This is a genomic window from Frigoribacterium sp. ME-P-080, from assembly GCF_030209595.1.
Taxonomy (GTDB): Bacteria; Actinomycetota; Actinomycetes; order Actinomycetales; family Microbacteriaceae; genus Frigoribacterium.
Genome location: NZ_JARVRR010000001.1, coordinates 128,660 through 144,492 on the forward strand (window position 1 = coordinate 128,660; position 15,833 = coordinate 144,492).

General features: G+C 72.6%; 13 protein-coding genes and 3 tRNA genes. 11 read left to right on the forward strand and 5 right to left on the reverse strand.

Annotation, left to right across the window (positions count from 1 at the left end):
* Positions 1-152 precede the first annotated feature (152 nt).
* The 4 genes from QRN23_RS00610 to QRN23_RS00625 all read left to right on the forward strand — a co-directional run bounded on the left by QRN23_RS00610 (position 153) and on the right by QRN23_RS00625 (position 2,127).
* A tRNA-Glu gene (locus QRN23_RS00610) sits at positions 153-228 on the forward strand.
* Between the two features lie 83 nt (positions 229-311).
* Positions 312-388, forward strand: a tRNA-Asp gene (locus tag QRN23_RS00615).
* A 36-nt stretch (positions 389-424) separates the two neighbouring features.
* Positions 425-497: transfer RNA gene (locus QRN23_RS00620), tRNA-Phe, on the forward strand.
* A 112-nt stretch (positions 498-609) separates the two neighbouring features.
* The gene (locus tag QRN23_RS00625; protein WP_056044092.1) at positions 610-2,127 is read left to right on the forward strand and encodes a glycosyltransferase family 39 protein; all 1,518 of its coding nucleotides are present in this window, start codon (positions 610-612) and stop codon (positions 2,125-2,127) included.
* Positions 2,128-2,182: 55 nt separating this feature from the next.
* On the opposite strand, the gene ddaH is transcribed toward QRN23_RS00625, so the two are convergent.
* Positions 2,183-3,061: a dimethylargininase gene (gene ddaH, locus QRN23_RS00630; RefSeq protein WP_502874796.1), complete on the reverse strand. Its 879-nt coding sequence runs from the start codon at positions 3,059-3,061 to the stop codon at positions 2,183-2,185.
* 102 nt (positions 3,062-3,163) lie between these two features.
* On the opposite strand from ddaH, the gene QRN23_RS00635 reads away from it, so the two are divergent.
* Positions 3,164-3,601 carry an Lrp/AsnC family transcriptional regulator gene (locus QRN23_RS00635; protein ID WP_043593232.1) on the forward strand — a complete coding sequence of 146 codons (438 nt, stop codon included), beginning with the start codon at positions 3,164-3,166 and terminating at the stop codon, positions 3,599-3,601.
* A 129-nt stretch (positions 3,602-3,730) separates the two neighbouring features.
* Here QRN23_RS00635 and QRN23_RS00640 read toward each other — a convergent pair whose 3' ends face one another.
* The gene (locus QRN23_RS00640) at positions 3,731-7,351 is read right to left on the reverse strand and encodes a proline dehydrogenase family protein (RefSeq protein ID WP_285062018.1); all 3,621 of its coding nucleotides are present in this window, start codon (positions 7,349-7,351) and stop codon (positions 3,731-3,733) included.
* A 41-nt stretch (positions 7,352-7,392) separates the two neighbouring features.
* On the opposite strand from QRN23_RS00640, the gene QRN23_RS00645 reads away from it, so the two are divergent.
* Positions 7,393-7,863, forward strand: coding sequence for a MarR family winged helix-turn-helix transcriptional regulator (locus QRN23_RS00645; RefSeq protein WP_056044096.1), 471 nt, complete (start codon positions 7,393-7,395; stop codon positions 7,861-7,863).
* Positions 7,864-7,967: 104 nt separating this feature from the next.
* Here the strand turns inward: QRN23_RS00645 and QRN23_RS00650 are convergent, their stop codons facing one another.
* Positions 7,968-8,930, reverse strand: a complete 963-nt coding sequence (locus tag QRN23_RS00650) for a DNA-3-methyladenine glycosylase family protein (protein WP_277960093.1) — start codon at positions 8,928-8,930, stop codon at positions 7,968-7,970.
* Between the two features lie 121 nt (positions 8,931-9,051).
* On the opposite strand from QRN23_RS00650, the gene QRN23_RS00655 reads away from it, so the two are divergent.
* Both QRN23_RS00655 and QRN23_RS00660 read left to right on the forward strand, forming a co-directional pair.
* Positions 9,052-9,789: a sugar transferase gene (locus QRN23_RS00655; protein ID WP_285062022.1), complete on the forward strand. Its 738-nt coding sequence runs from the start codon at positions 9,052-9,054 to the stop codon at positions 9,787-9,789.
* A 62-nt stretch (positions 9,790-9,851) separates the two neighbouring features.
* Positions 9,852-10,862, forward strand: a complete 1,011-nt coding sequence (locus QRN23_RS00660; RefSeq protein WP_192125105.1) for an LCP family protein — start codon at positions 9,852-9,854, stop codon at positions 10,860-10,862.
* Here QRN23_RS00660 and QRN23_RS15500 read toward each other — a convergent pair.
* A complete protein-coding gene (locus QRN23_RS15500) occupies positions 10,843-12,240 on the reverse strand; it encodes a GntR family transcriptional regulator (protein WP_502874797.1) in 1,398 nt (465 codons plus the stop codon). The genes QRN23_RS00660 and QRN23_RS15500 overlap by 20 nt on opposite strands.
* Before the next feature lie 101 nt (positions 12,241-12,341).
* On the opposite strand from QRN23_RS15500, the gene trhO reads away from it, so the two are divergent.
* Together trhO and QRN23_RS00680 are read left to right on the forward strand one after the other, a co-directional pair.
* A complete protein-coding gene (trhO, locus tag QRN23_RS00675) occupies positions 12,342-13,250 on the forward strand; it encodes an oxygen-dependent tRNA uridine(34) hydroxylase TrhO (RefSeq protein WP_267659144.1) in 909 nt (302 codons plus the stop codon).
* Positions 13,251-13,283: 33 nt separating this feature from the next.
* A complete protein-coding gene (locus QRN23_RS00680; RefSeq protein WP_056044110.1) occupies positions 13,284-13,769 on the forward strand; it encodes a pyridoxamine 5'-phosphate oxidase family protein in 486 nt (161 codons plus the stop codon).
* An 82-nt stretch (positions 13,770-13,851) separates the two neighbouring features.
* On the opposite strand, the gene QRN23_RS00685 is transcribed toward QRN23_RS00680, so the two are convergent.
* Positions 13,852-14,556 (reverse strand): hypothetical protein, encoded by a 705-nt coding sequence (locus tag QRN23_RS00685; protein WP_285062026.1) that lies wholly within the window; start codon positions 14,554-14,556, stop codon positions 13,852-13,854.
* A gap of 142 nt (positions 14,557-14,698) precedes the next feature.
* Here QRN23_RS00685 and QRN23_RS00690 point away from each other — a divergent pair, with 142 nt between their 5' ends.
* Positions 14,699-15,724, forward strand: coding sequence for a 6-phosphofructokinase (locus tag QRN23_RS00690; protein ID WP_285062028.1), 1,026 nt, complete (start codon positions 14,699-14,701; stop codon positions 15,722-15,724).
* The last annotated feature ends 109 nt before the right edge of the window (positions 15,725-15,833 follow it).

Here is a 15,833-nt window from a genome sequence, read left to right on the forward strand (position 1 = left end):
TCGCGGGGCAGCCGAGGCGGAGTGGCGAGCGTGTCGCCCGACCACGACAGGGGACGAGGAGGCGCGCGCAGCACCCGCCGTCGCCCTCGTTTTGCTTTTCCCCGCGATCATCCGTATGCTCTGTGATCGGTTGCTATGACGTCCTCGGACACGGCCCCATCGTTTAGTGGCCTAGGACACCGCCCTTTCACGGCGGCAGCACGGGTTCGAATCCCGTTGGGGTCACCAGCACCACTGCAAGACAGCACCGAGGCAGCACCTGCACCAATCACAACAGAACATCGAGTACGCTGTGTCACAGCAGCAAGTTTGGCCCTGTAGCGCAGTTGGTTAGCGCGCCGCCCTGTCACGGCGGAGGTCGCCGGTTCAAGTCCGGTCAGGGTCGCCAAGGCGAGTTCATCGCCTGGGGGCTTCGGGCCCTCACGGCTGGGTAGCTCAGTTGGTAGAGCGTTCGACTGAAAATCGAAAGGTCCACGGATCGATGCCGTGTCCAGCCACAGAAGGCCCCGCTCAGGCGGGGCCTGACTCGTTTAACGGCATGGCCGGTGGTGGGTACCGCGGCATGGCCGGTGGTGGGCACCGCGGCATGGCCGTTGGTGGGACCGTCTCGTGAGCATCGGCCACGACCCCGCGGTCGTCTCCCTCCGCAGCCGCTGGCTCGACCCGCTCGTCGCCGGACTCGCGGCACTGCTGCTCGGGGCCGCGTTCAGCTGGGTGCCCTCGTACTGGAGCGACGAGGCGACGACGCTGCAGGTGGCGCGCCTCCCCCTCGGCGAGTTGCTGGCCTTCGTGCACCAGCGCGACGCGGTGCACACGGTCTACTACCTCTTCATGCACTTCTGGGTCGGCGCCTTCGGCGAGGCCGAGGTGGCCACGAGGTTCCCGTCGGCCGTCTTCGTCGGGGCCGGGGCGGCCGGGGTGCTCGTCCTGACGCGGATGCTGACGACCCGTCGCACCGCGCTGCTGGCCGCCGCGGTCTTCGCGGTGCTGCCCCGCTTCACGCTCGAGGCCGCCGAGGCCCGGCCCTACGCCCTGTCGGTCGCCCTGGCCGTCTGGGTGACCGTGCTGCTGCTCGTGGCCTCCCGGCGTCACCGCCGACGCTGGTGGATCGGGTACGGCGCGGTCCTCGCCGGGTCGATCGCGACCTTCGTCCCCCTCGGCCTGATCATCGTGGTGCACGGCGTGTTCCTGCTGCTGGCGCCGGCACAGCGCCGGCGTCGCGGAGCCCGCCACCGCCTCCTCGGCTGGTCCGTCTCGACCGGGGCGGCGTTGTTCGTGACCTCGCCGGTCATCGGGACGGTCCTCGCCGAGCGCTCGCGCCTCCTGGGGGTGGCCGATCCGTCGACGGGAGCCGACGTCACCTGGTGGACGGTCCTGGTCGAACCGTGGTTCGTCACGGGCCTGGCCTTCGCCGTGGTCTCGGCGGTCCTGCTCATCCTGCTCGGCACCCGTCTCCGCGACCGCTCGCGGACGCCCGGCAGCGTGGTCTTGCTCGGCGCGCTCTGGGTCGCGTTGCCCGCCGGACTGCTGCTCGCACTGGGACTAGTCCTGTCGCCCGTGTACACGTCGAGGCTGGTGACCTTCTCGGCACCCGGCATGTGCCTGCTGCTGGCCGTGGCCGTCACCGGCTTCCGCCGGCGCTGGATCAGCATCGCCCTCGTCGCCCTGCTGGTGGCGGCCTCGGTGCCGACGTACGTGCTGCAGCGACTGCCCACCGGCAAGGGCGGCGGCAGCGACCTCTCGCAGCTCTCGAGCTACATCGAGAGCCAGGCGCGCCCGGGCGACGCGTTCCTGCTCGACGCGACCGGCACCGTGTCGACGCGACCCCGCCAGGCGATGTACGCCTACCCGGATCGATTCGCCGAGCTCGACGACGTGGCCTACGTCCGCTCGGGCCTGCCGTCGGGCTCGTACTCGGACGTCACCCTGCGTCTCGACGACGAGGACGACGCCGTCGAACTGGCCGACCGGCTGTCGTCGGTCGACCGCCTCTGGATCGCACGGCTCTCCGTCGACGTCCTCAGCGAGGCCGACCTGCGGCAGCTCCGCGACCAGGGGTACGAGATCAGACAGGAGCACCGCACCGGTCGGAGCGTCGTCTACCTCTTCGCGCGACCGCCGGCCTGACGGCCAGGCCTGGTGGTCAGGCTCGACGGTCAGGCCTGGTGGTCAGGCTCGACCCTCAGCGACGCAGCTCGAGGGTGCAGCACTTGACGCCGCCGCCGCCGAGCAGCAGCTCGGAGAGGTCGACGCCGATCGGGTTGTAGCCGCGCTCGCGCAGCTGACGTTCGAAGCCGGTCGCCCGGGCGGCGATCACGACGTTGTGGCCGTCGGAGTACGAGTTCAGGCCGAGGATGGCGGCGTCCTCCTCGCTGACGAGGATCGCGTCGGGGAAGCGCTGCCGCAGGATCGCGAGCGACGCGTCGTCGAAGGCGCTCTCGAGGTACGCGATGGTGTGGCGGCCGTCCACCGGCTCGGGGTCGAGCACGGCGATGGCGGTGTCGAGGTGGTAGAAGCTCGGGTTCACCAGGGTGAGGCTGACGACCTCGCGCCCGAAGACGCGACCGATCTCGTCGTGCGAGCTCGAGTCGCTGCGGAAGCCCGTGCCGGCCAGGATGACGTCGCCGACCAGCAGGAAGTCCCCTTCGCCCTCGTTGGTCTCGGAGGGCTCGGCGACCTCGAAGCCCGCCGAGGCGAACCACCGCATGTAGGCCGGGCCCTCGGCCTGGCGCTCGGGGTAGGTGAAGCGCGCGCCGTAGGCGACGCCGTCGAGGACGAAGCCGCCGTTGGCCGAGTAGACCATGTCCGGCAGACCCGGTTCGGGGTCGATAAGCTCGACGTCGAACCCCAGGCCGACGTAGGTGTCGTAGAGGGTCTGCCACTGGGCCAGCGCCAGCGAGGTGTCGGTCGGCGTGGTGGGGTCCATCCACGGGTTGATCTTGTAGCTGACGGTGAAGTGCTCGGGCCGACACATCAAGATGGTGCGGTGGCTGGCCACGCGGGTCGAGGCCCCCACGGCGGTCGCATCGGGCAGGTCGGTGGGTTCGATCGTCAGGCTCACCGGATCAGTGTCACATCGTGGGCGCGCACGAGGCCGAGCTCTCACGCACTTTTCTTGCGTATTTGTCAGCTCTGGTGCAGCATTCGGGCGTACGATGCCGTGGTGGACAATCTCGACTACGGCATCATCGACCTCCTGCGCCAGAACGCCCGCGCAGGGTACGGCGACATCGGCGCCTCGGTCGGCCTCAGCGCCTCGGCGGTGAAACGCCGCGTCGACCGCCTCGTCGCCGACGGGGTCATCAAGGGGTTCACCGTCCAGGTCGACCCCGCCGTCGACGGGCTCGGCACCGAGGCCTACGTCGAGCTGTTCTGCCGTGGCACCGTATCGCCCCAAGAACTGCAGCGCATCCTCGGCACGGTCCCCGAGGTCGTCGACGCCGGGACGGTGACCGGCAGCGCCGACGCCATCGTCCACATGCGCAGCCGCGACATCCCGTCGCTCGAGGAGGCCCTCGAACGCGTGCGCAACGCCCCGAACGTCGACCACACCCGCAGCGCGATCGTGCTCTCGAAGCTCATCAGCCGCCGCTCGGCCTGAGGCACGGCCCTGCGGTCGGAGGCTCAGGTCGGGCGGCTCGCAGGTCGGTTTGTGTCGCGGGCCGTCCCGACTCGCAGCTCGATGCCGCAGGCCGGCCCGACCCGCAGATCGGCCCGACCCGCAGGCCGGTCAGAGTCGCAGGTCGGCCAGCGTGGGGTCGAGGCGTCCGTACCGGTGCGCCGTCAGCGAGACCGACTGCTCTCGCAGGAACGTCAGGAGTTCGATCCGCCCCTCCTCGGTCACCTCGCCAGACGAGATCGTGACGTCGGGGCTGCCCCGCAGGGCCCGGGCCAGCGCGGCGGGGTCTCCGCCGATCGTCCGGATGCGCAGGCCGCGGTAGGCCGCGACCGCCTCGGGTGACGGAGCCGGTCTCGAGTCGTCGACCCGCGCCTCCTCGGTGGTGGCCCGCTCGCCCCCGGCGGCCTCGGCCAGCAGGTCGAGCACGTCCGGGCCGGCCACCTCGGCCGTGGGGCCCTGTAGCGCCCCCGCGGCCGCCCGCGCGACGAACGCCTCGTCGCTCTCGACGACGACGTCTCGCACCCGCACCGGCGACGAGGAGGCGCGCCACAGGTGCACGAGACCCGCCGGCAGCGGCACGGCCGAGCTGATGGTCAGGGTCGACCCCGCCCGTGCCCCGGCGGCGACGAGCCGGACGAGAGCCGTCGTATCGGCCCCCGCGGAGAGTCGCAGCGTGACGGGGTGCGGACGGTAGCGGAGCACGTTGCGCTGGACGACGAGGCCGGTGACGTCACGGGCCAGGCCGAACTCGGACTGCCAGGCGTGCTGGTCGCTCTCGACGGCCGTCCGCAGCGAGTCGAACTGCTCGAACGACAGGGTGGGTCGGGCCGCGTCGACGAGACGTGTGACCCCCTCGGAGACGTCGTGCAGGCGCAGGGAGGGGCGCGGCTCGTGGGGACGGTGGCGCCAGGCCCCCTGGCCGATCAGGGCGTTCGGGCCGCCGGGCTTGAGACCCCGACCGATGGCCCGTCGACCCCACCCGCCGGGGGGCCTGCGCCGGACCCGGGCGCCCGTCGTCGGACCGCCGACGACGAGGTCTCCGGCGCGCACGGTGTGCAGCCACTCGTCGATCTCGTCGACGTCGAGGGAGTGCAGACCCGCCACGTCACCGCCGTTCTCGGCGTTCTGCACCGCGATCGCCTCGGCCAGGGTCTCGACCGGGACGAGGCCGACGACGGGGACCTCGTGCGAGCGGGAGGCGAAGGCGCCGCGGGCGTCCACGCCGTCGCGCACGCCCGGCGAGCAGAGGGCCCCGGTCTCGTCGAGGGGACGCGGCTCGAGCAGCCACGACTCGCCGGGGCCGAGCACGGTCAGGACGTCGAGCTCGGACCCGGTCGGGGTGGAGGCGAGCGGGCCCATCACGGTGGCGACGTCGTCGGCCGGACCCACGACGACCGCCTCGAAGGCCTCGCGCAGCAGGCGACGGAAGGCCTCACCGTGACCGACGGACCCGACGGCCAGCACCAGGTCGAGGGCTCCGTGACCACGGCCGGCGTGGTCGACGACGCTGGCGACGACGTCGGCGGCGGCGAGCTCGAGGTCGGCCGACGGGGTGACGACGAGCGAGGTGACCCCCCGGGTCCGCACGGCGAGGTCGAGGTCGGGGCGCGCTTCACGGAGGCCGACGGCCGTCTCGACCGCCCCGTGCGCGACCACCCGGTCGACCAGCGGGTGCGTCAGCAGGGCGCGTTCGTGGTCGGGGTCGTCCGCGACGACGAGGGCCAGGAGCGAGTCCGGGACGCCGACCGCCCAGAGCGCCTCCGCGACGACGGCGACCGCCCGCCGCCGGCTCCGGGGCAACAAGACGACGACCGCGCTGCCGGCGCCGAACGCCGCGAGCACTCCTTCGACCGTTCCGGCGACGGGCGTGACGAGGTCGGGCACGACGACCGTCAGCCGCGGGGGCAGGTGCTCGGCCGTGTCGACCGCCGCGAGCCCTCGGGTCAGGACGGCCAGACGGTGGGCCGAGTCGACGGCCGCACCGACCTCGTGGTCGGCCTCGGACAGGGTCGAACCGGACTCGCTGACGGACACCTCGACCAGGCGCGAACGCCGCAGGGCGAGCTCGCGGCCCGCCAGGTCGAGCAGCTCGGCGCGGGTCTCGGGGTCTTGGCCGCCCCAGGCCTCGCCGGCCGAGGAGGCGCGGGTCACCATCGCCACGAGGGAGTCGTCGTCGAGGGCGCCACCTTCCGAAGAGGTGGGCCCGAGGGAGGGGGCCGCGTCGGCGGTCTCGCTGCCGGCGACCGACCGGCGGGCGCGCCCGAGCACGCCTCGGGCCCACCTCCGGTTGCCGTCGAGCGAGGGATCCGTGTCGGCCTCGGCCACGAAGTCGACGACGTGGTCGGGGCCCTCGTCGAGCGGGCCCGACCGGTCTCGACGGCGCCGGGGCACGGAGGGCAGATCGCCGACGGCCGCCACGGCGCGGTCGTGCCGACGAGCCTCTCGCGCGAACGCCGCCTCGTGGTCGACGTCGAGGGCGCTCGAGAGGAATCCCTCGGGGTCGGCGAGCGCGTCGAGTCGGCCCACCAGGTGTCGCACGGCGGAGTCGAACTCGCCGGAGACGGTCACCGGCACCAGGAGGACGAGCGACCCGAGCTCGGAGCGGACGACCTCGGCGAGCCCGGGTGCGGCCCCCAGCCACATCTCGACGTCGAGCAGGTGGTCGGTGCCGTGGCGACGGGCGACCGTGACGGCATGGGCCAGGTCGAAGACGTCGTGCCCGGCGAGGCCGACCCGGGCGACCGCGGCGTTCTCGGGCCTCAGCGCGAACTCGACCAGCCGGAGGTGGCTCGCGTCGGTCTCGTGCTTGGCCTCGAAGGTGACGACGGGCCAGTCGTGCAGGCGTGCGTCGACGATCTCGTCGAGTCGCGACCCGCCCTTCACCAGCCGGACCGAGATCGGCGCGCCGCCCCGGTCGACGCGGTCACGGGCCCAGTCGGTGAGCAACCTCAGCGAGTCGAGCGCCTCGGGGACGTACGACTGGACGACGATGCCCGCCGTCACCGCCTCGAGCCCGGGTCGGTCGAGCAGTCGCGTGAAGACGTCGATCGTGAGGTCGACGTCGGCGTGCCGGTCGACGCCGAGGGTGAGGAGCGTGCCCGTCGACGCCGCCAGCTCGACCAGGGGCCGGAGCCTCGACTCGGCGAGGTCGCTCGTCTCGTCGAAGGCCCAGGGCGAGGTCGGGCCGACGAGCTCGCGGACGGTCGTCGTGACGCGCTCGACGTCGGGCCGCTCGATCAGGGCCCGGACCGCGGCGACCCGGCGCTCGGCCTGGGTCGGCCCGGACACCGTGGGCCCCCAGGCGGTGACGTCGAGCCGGACGCCGTCGCCGCGCAGGCCCGTGAGGGCCTGCGCGAGCTTCTCGGGTGGCGCGTCGACGAGCAAGTGCCCGACCATGTGGCGCAGCGTCCGCCGCGCGACCGGCATGATCGGCTTGGGTGCGATCGGACCGAAGCCCCCACCGAACGAGATCGCCGCCCGGAGGTGCCAGGGCAGCAGGGCCGGCGTGCGTCGGCTGAGCGACTCGAGCGCCGATGCGCCCGCCCGGTCGTCCCCGGGGCGGACGACGCGGTCGGCGAAGTCGCGGGCGAAGTCGAGGCCGCGGGGGTCGCGCAGCACGTCGGTCAGACGGGCGGCCGGACCCTGCACGGGGACGGCACGCGCGGCGTCCCACCAGCGGCGGGCTGTCTCGACGGTCTGCTGCGTGACTTCGTCGGCGTGCACATCGGACATGGGTCGAGGATATGCCGCGCCACCGTCCCTACACTGGGCGAATGGCCGACGAACTCACCGACGAGGAGTGGGTCGTCTGGGACTCCTTCTACGCCATGAGACGGCGCCTCGACCGGGCCCTCGAGCTCCGTCTGCAGAGCGATTCGGGCGTGTCCGCCCCCGAGTACGAGATCCTCGTCGGCCTCGGCCGGAGCAGCGACCGACGCTCGCGCGTGCGGGACATCGCCGAGCAGATCGGCTGGGAGAAGAGCCGAGTCAGCCACCAGGTCACCCGCATGGAGCGCCGAGGGCTGGTGCGCCGCACCGAGTGCGCGTCCGACGCGCGGGGCACCTGGGTCGAGCTGACGCCCGACGGCCGCCGGGCCATGCTCGCGGCGACCCGGGGGCACACGGCCGCCATCAAGAGGTACTTCACTGACGTGCTCGAGACGGACGCCGAGGTCGTCCGGGCGTTCTCGGGTCGCGTGCTCGAGGCGATCGGCACGGACGCGTCGCCCGACGCCCAGGCCTGACCCGCGCCTCCTCTGCGTCCCGACGCGGACGCGCGGTCGTCGCGGCCACCTCGGTCATCTCGGCCGTCTCGGCCGTCTCGGCCGTGCCGGCCGTGCCGGCCGCGTCAATGGAAGCGGTGGTCCTGAATGGTCATGCGCGGGCCGAACCTCGGCTTCGAGAAGCCGCTGCCCGTGATCAACCGCATGACGCGTTCACGGTGGCCACGCCACGGCTCGAGCAACTCGAGCATGCCGTCGTCGTCCACGGGACGGCCGATGAGCGCCCATCCGACCACGGCGGGTAGGTGGTAGTCGCCCACGCTGGGGCTGTCGGGATCGCCGTGCGCACGCTGCGTCGTCTCGGCGGCGGTCCAGACGCCCACGCCGGGGATCGACCGGAGGCGCGTCGCGACCTCGTCGCCACCCCGACCGACGGCGAGCGTGCGCTCGAGTGCGGGCGCCACCGCACAGACCCTCATGACGGTCGCCGACCGCTGCGGCCCGACGCCGGCCCGGTGCCACTCCCAGCTGGGGATGCGGCGCCAGCCCTGGGCGTCCGGCGGCACGACGAGCCCCTCGGGTGCCGGACCCGGCGCCGGCGTGCCGTGTCGACGCACGAGCTGTCGCCACGCACGCCAGGCCTCGACGCTCGTGACCTTCTGCTCGAGGATCGCCGGGACGACGGCCTGCAGCACGAGGTTGGTGCGGGTCAGCCGGAGCCCCGGTTGCCGCCGACGGGCGTCGGCCAGGAACGCGTTCGTCGTGACGTCGAGCCCCGACCAGTCGTCGCCGCGGCCCAGCAGCTCGGGCACGTGCTCGATCGCCCAGGCGGCTCCCGGCCCCCACGCGTCGGCGCGGACGGACGAGGAGGCGCGGCTCGCCGACACGCAGAGCGTCGCCTCGCCCGCCGGGGTGCGCAGGGCGAGCCACGTCCGGTCGCCGTCGACCCGGAACGAGGGATCGCCCGAGCCGCGACCCAGGGGCCGCAGGGTGGCCCGGACGTCCACCGGGCGTGCCGACGAGTAGACCGTCCCGAGCCGTCGGTCGTCCGCGGCGGGAGCGGCCCCCGTGCGCTCGAGCTGATCCATGTCGCGATGGTAGACGCTCCCGCCGACAACCCCTTTTGCGTCATGGCTCATGTTTGTGTGATATTTTATGCGTCGGCCATCCGCCGCCCGTGCACGAGACGAGAGACACCGAGCAGACCCGATGACGATCACCACGAGACCCCTGTCCGCACCCGCAGGTGCCCGCGTCACCTCCTCCGCGCCCGGCCGACCGAACCGCCACCACCAGGGCGATGCCCATGGTCCCGACGTCGCCCCGGCCGCTCCCCCGGTCCGGCGGGCCGCCGCCCGTCGGGCCAAGCGGGCGATCGACGTGGTCGGGGCCGTCGCCGCGCTGACCACCCTCGCTCCCGCGCTCGCCCTCGTCGCCCTGGCGGTGCGACTCGACAGCCGCGGCCCGGTCCTCTACCGCCAAGAACGCTGTGGGCTCGACGGCCGGACCTTCGAGATGCTGAAGTTCCGATCGATGGCCGACTCCGATCGGGCCGTCGCGATCATGCCCGAGGCGAACGACGCCGACGGGCCGCTGTTCAAGCTCCGCGTCGATCCGCGTGTGACCCGGGTCGGCCGCGTGCTCCGCAGGCACTCGCTCGACGAGCTGCCGCAGCTGGTGAACGTGCTGCGGGGCGAGATGAGCCTGGTCGGGCCGCGCCCGGCCCTGCCGCGAGAGGTCGCCCAGTACTGCAGCCGCGCCCGCCAGCGCCTGACGGTGCTGCCGGGGCTGACCGGCCCGTGGCAGGTGGGGGGCCGCTCCGACCTCGACTGGGACGCCGGGCTCGACCTCGACCTCGGCTACGTCCACGGCTGGACGCCGACGACCGATGCGCGGCTGCTCGTGCAGACGATCGGTGCCGTCGTCCGGCCCTCCGGCGCGTACTGAGCGAGACGCGGCACGCGTTCCCCGGACCCCACCGCCGACCAGACCCCCGAAGCGGAGCCACCATGACCGATCACCGTGCCCGCAGACGACGCCGCTCGTTCTTCCGACGCCACCGTCTCGCCATGACGAGCCTGCTCGTGCTGGTCGGCGTCGTGATCACGGGGGTCGGGGCACTGGCGATCTTCGGTCTCACCACGATCCGGTCGGCCGAGGACGCCCTCGACGACGTCGGCACCCTGACCGACTACGCGGGCCGTCCCGCCCCCGCCACCGACGGCTCCGTCAACCTGCTGCTCCTCGGGTCGGACAGCCGCGAGCCCGTCGACGAACGCGACCTCGCGGGCTCCGGGCCTAGACGGGCGGACACGATCATGGTCGCCCACATCGCCGCGGACCGTCACTCCGTCGAGCTCGTGTCGATCCCCCGCGACACCTGGGTCGAGGTGCCGGGCCACGGCCAGGCCAAGGTCAACGCCGCCCTGGCCTGGGGCGGCGTCCCACTCCAGACCCGGACGATCGAGGCGTTGACGGGCGCACGCATCGACCACGCCGCCGTCGTCGACTTCGGCGGCGTCGAATCGATCGTCGCGACGTTGGGTGCCGTGACCGTGCAGAACGACGTCGAGTTCCGTCGAGGAGATCGCGTCTTCGCCGAGGGAGCCGTCACCCTCGACGGTCCGAGCGCTCTCGAGTACGTGCGCGAGCGCTACGCCTTCGCCGACGGCGACTTCCAGCGCATGCGCAATCAACGAGCCCTGGTGGCCGGCATCACCGACCGCCTGGTCAGCACGCGCACCCTGACCGATCCGGCGCGCGTCTCGGCGTTCGTCGAGACCACTGCCGGTCACATCGGGGTGGACAGCTCGTGGACCACGAGCGACATGATCGGCCTCGGCCTCTCGCTGAGGCAGCTCCGACCGTCCGACGTGACGTCCTTCACGATGCCCGTCTCGGGCACCGGCACGTCACCCGACGGGCAATCGATCGTCGTCGTCGACGACTCGATGCTCGACGACCTCCGTCGGGCGTTCGCCGACGACGACCTCGAGGCGCTCAGCCCCCCTGCGGGCTGAGCGAACGGATCAGAGCGGCTGCTGCCGGGCCCCAGCCGCCACCCGTCGCACCGGGCGACACCCGCACGGCATCCGAGAACGTCCGCCACGAGCTCGGCGGCAGTCCGAATCCGCACGAGATCACCCCGTGGACCAGACGGGGCTCGAGGATGTCGAGTTCGCGGGACAGCGCCGGTGATCGTTCGACCGAGGCGAGTCGTCTGACCGCGGTGCCCAGGCAGGTCAGGGTCGTCAGGGTCGCCGGGGCCCCTTCGGACCTCGTCGCCAAGGGGAGCAGTCGGCTCGTCACCGCCGCGATCTCGGCCCGGTCGGCGCTGCCGCCCGTCGGGTGTCGATCGGCCGACCACGACACGAGTCGTGCGTACAGGTCGCGGGCGGCGACGACGTCGGGGACCTCGGGGCGAGCGACCCGCGTGTAGCGGTTCGGAGCCATGTCGACGAGGCCCCTCTCGTCGAGCCGCTCGAGAGCGGAACGGACGGGAGTCCGCGAGACGCCCAGCCAGGTGGTGAGTTCGTCGTCGGCGAGCCTCTCGCCGGGCGTCAGGGTGCCGTCCAGGATCGCGACGAGGATCATCCGGTAGACGTCGTCGCTGAGGCGTGGTCGGACGAGGGTCGCGCGGGCGCCGGCCCTCGCGACGTCGTCACCCCGGGGGAGGACGCGACGGTCCTCGACGACGGCGGACGCCCCGAGCGGATCGGACGCCCCGTCCCGGGCGACGTCGGGAAGGTCGAGCCTCGAGGTGACCCGTTCGCACCCCTCGGCCGCGGCGTCGACCAGCCCGCCGCCGAGTGACCGACGAACCTCGACGAACACGTCGGCGACGACGTCGAGATCGTCGGCGGACAGCTCTCGGAGGTGATGGCGCAGGGGCAGCGTCAGACGTCGCGCGTGTCGGACGGCGAGGCGGCCGAACACGTGGTCGTCGACGGCCGACCACACCGCCGCCCAGGAGTCGCCGACCGCGTCGACCTCCTCGACGGAACCGTCGGCCGAGGAGGAACGGGCGCGGCAGTCGTCGACGAGGCCCGACAGGCGTCGATCGAGCCCGGTTCGTTCGTCGTGACCCGCCGACGCCACGACGGCCGCGAGCAGGGCGCACCCGACCGCCAGGAGGTCGACGGCGACCTCGCGGCGAGGGACCACGACGCTCGTCGCCCTCCGCGCCGAGATCTCGGCCAGTCGCACCTGCTCGAGCTTCGCGATGGCGACCCGGATCGGCGTCCGCGAGACACCGAGCCACGTCTCGCAGTCGGCGTCTCGCAGACGCTCGCCCGGTCGCAGCGTGCCGTCGAGGATCGCCGCGACCAGGTACTCGAAGACGGCGTCCTTCTGCAGGCGCCGAGGGATGACCGGACGGGCGGGGGTCGGGACGGGCATCGTCGCCTTTCGTCGGTGTCTGGAATTCCGGGTGCCAGCATAAGGCATGCATGCCTCAGGCGTACGGTGCTCCCCGACCGGCCTGCCCCTAGGATCTCCTGGTGGCGACCCCGAAGATCGTGTTGTTCTATGCCTTCACACCGCTCGGCGATCCCGAGGCGATGCGTCTGTGGCAGCGCGACCTCGCCGAGTCCCTGCACCTGCGCGGACGCGTCCTCGTGTCCCACCAGGGCCTCAACGGCACGCTCGGAGGCGACCTGCCCGACGTCAAGCGCTGGCTCAAGAAGACCCGGCAGCACCCGGCCCTGGCCGAGCTCGACGTCAAGTGGAGCGAGGGCACCGGCGACGACTTCCCCCGCCTGTCGGTCAAGGTGCGCGACGAGATCGTGACGTTCGGCGCTCCCGACGAACTGCAGGTCGACGGGTCCGGCGTGGTGGGCACCGGTGAGCGGCTGTCCCCCGACGAACTCCACGAACTCGTCGACCGTGAGCAGGTCACCTTCTTCGACGGCCGCAACGAGTACGAGTCACGCATCGGTCGGTTCCGAGGCGCCGTGGTGCCCGACGTGGCCACGACCCGCGACTTCGTGGCCGAACTCGACAGCGGGCGCTACGACCACCTCAAGGACGAGCCCGTCGTCACCTACTGCACGGGTGGCGTGCGCTGCGAGGTGCTGTCGTCCCTCATGACGTCGCGGGGGTTCTCGCGCGTCTACCAACTCGACGGGGGTGTCGTGCGCTACGGCGAGCGCTTCGGCGACGACGGCCTGTGGGACGGTTCGCTCTACGTCTTCGACGGTCGCGGCTCGGTCGAGTTCAGCGACCACGCGGCCGTGATCGGTCGCTGCGAGGTCTGCGGCACCGCGACCAGCCGCATGCAGAACTGCGTCGAGGTGCAGTGCCGACGGCAACTGGTCGCCTGCGACGGGTGCGGTGCACGAGGCGACGTGACCTGCGACCGGCACCGCGCCTCCTCGTCCCTGACCGGCGGCGGACCTCCGGTGCTGTGACCTCGGTCGAGGCTCCGGCGTAGGGTCCCCGGCATGACTGAGACCAACGACATCAAGAAGATCGGCGAGGTCCTCGACGCGGGCCGCATCGGCATCCTCACCACGCAGAGCAGCCACGGCCACCTCGTGAGCCGGCCCCTCGCGATCGTCGATCGCGACTTCGACGGCAAGGTGTACTTCTTCACGCGCGACCCCTCCCCCAAGGTCGACGACGTCAAGGCGCACCCGCAGGTGAACGTCGCCGTCGAGACCGGCAAGGGCTACCTGTCGCTCGCGGGCAAGGCCTCGATCGTCAAGGACTCCGGGCTGATCGACGAACTGTGGACGACCGGGGCCGAGGCCTGGTTCGACAAGGGCCGCGAGGACCCGACCGTCGCACTGCTCGAGGTCGACGTCGACACGGCCGAGTACTGGGTCAGCAACGAGCCCAAGGCCGTCACCCTGTTCAAGTACGCCAAGGCCGCCGTGACCGGCGGACACCCGAAGAACGTCGCCGACACCGGCACCGTCTCGCTCTAGCCGAGGAGGCGCGGCGCGGGTCGTCCTCGACGGCCCGCGCCCCCGGCGGTTCGCGTCCCGTGGCGGTCCGTGCCCGCCCCGGTCACCCGCAGGTGACGGTCCGACCGTCGCCGTTCACGTAGTCGCCGGGACCGAGCTGGGCACAGGTCGTCGCGAGTTGCGAGTAGTAGTCGAGTGCCGCGATCGCGTACACGAGGCTCAGGACGATGACGATCGAGGCGACGACCATGCCGGTCAGCGCGAGGGGGGCCGGGCGGCCGGCGGCTCGGGCGCGTCGCGCCGCCACGATGCCGAACACCAGGCCGAGGGGCGCGAAGAAGACGCCGAAGACGATCGACGCGATCGCGAGACCGCGGCCCTCGTCGTCGGTGCGGGGCGGTGCCGACGACCAGTCGTCGTCGGCGGGGAAGAAGTACGAGCCGAGGCCTGCGTTCTCGGCCCGGGCGTCGGGTGCGGAGCCGGTCTCGGGCACGGGACCGGGCGGCGGCGCCCAGACCTGACGACCGTCGGAGTCCCACGTCGGCGCGGCGGCCTGCTGGCCGACGGGCTGCGACGCGAGGGGCTGCGACGCCGCGGGCTGGGGGAAGAACGGCTGCTGCTGTCGCGTGGCGGGCATCGACGATGCGCCGGAGGGGTCGAGCGGCCAACCGCGATCGGCCACGCCCGCCTCGGGGTGCACCGGGCGAGGCGGACCGAACGGGAACTCGCCCCGGTCGGGCTCGGTCGGCGCGGGCCGGGCGAACCGGGCCCACGGCGACGGCGGACGCCCCGGCTGCTCGTTGCTCATGCAGGCGAGGGTAGTACGGCCGCCTGCGCGACCGGCAGGGCGGTGACCGGGCCCGTGGACAGGTGCCGCGCCTCCTCGTGGTCCATGATGGGTCTCGACCTCGGCCCGTCGATCGGGCCCTTCGATGCGATGGAGCCCCTCGATGCGAATCGGAATCCTCACCAGCGGTGGCGACTGCCCCGGTCTCAACGCGGTCATCCGCGGTGCCGTGCTCAAGGGCACGCAGATCCATGGACAAGAGTTCGTCGGCTTCCGCGACGGCTGGCGAGGCGTCGTCGACGGCGACGTGATGCCCCTCACCCGCAAGGAGATCCAGGGCATCGCGAAACAGGGCGGCACGATCCTCGGGACGAGCCGCACGAACCCGTTCGAGGGCGACGGCGGTGTCGACCGCATCGCCGAGAACATGGAGCGCTTCGGCATCGACGCCATGATCGCGATCGGCGGCGAGGGCACCCTGGCCGCGGCCAAGCGCCTGACGGACGCGGGGCTCAAGATCGTCGGCGTGCCCAAGACCGTCGACAACGACCTCGGGGCGACCGACTACACCTTCGGCTTCGACACCGCGGTCCAGATCGCCACCGACGCCATGGACCGCCTGCGCACCACCGGCGACTCGCACAGCCGCTGCATGGTCGCCGAGGTCATGGGCCGGCACGTGGGCTGGATCGCCCTGCACTCGGGCATGGCCGCCGGTGCCCACGTGATCCTCATCCCCGAGCAGGCGACCAGCATGGACCAGATCGTCGAGTGGGTGCAGTCGGCCTACGACCGGGGTCGGGCACCGCTGGTGGTCGTCGCCGAGGGCTTCGTGCCCGACCACGAGAGCGACGTGCACTCCGAGCGCGGCCTGGACGCCTTCGGCCGCCCGCGCCTCGGCGGGATCGGCGAGCGACTCGCCCCCGTCATCGAGGAGCGCACGGGCATCGAGACCCGCGCCACGACGTTGGGGCACATCCAACGCGGCGGTACGCCCACGTCCTACGACCGCGTGCTCGCCACGCGGCTCGGCATGGCGGCGAGCGACGCGGTGGTCGAGGGTCGCTGGGGGCGCATGGTCGCCCTGCGGGGCACCGAGATCGTCCACGTCTCGTTCGAGGAGGCCCTCGACAGCCTCAAGGTCGTCCCGCAGCACCGCTACGACGAGGCCGCGATCCTCTTCGGCTGAGGGGCGGCCGCCGGTGGGCGGTGGCCGGTGGGCGGTGGCCGGTGCGCGGTGGCCGGTGCGCGGTGGCCGGTGCGCGGTGGCGCGGGGTCCGTCGCACAGGCGATGTGCG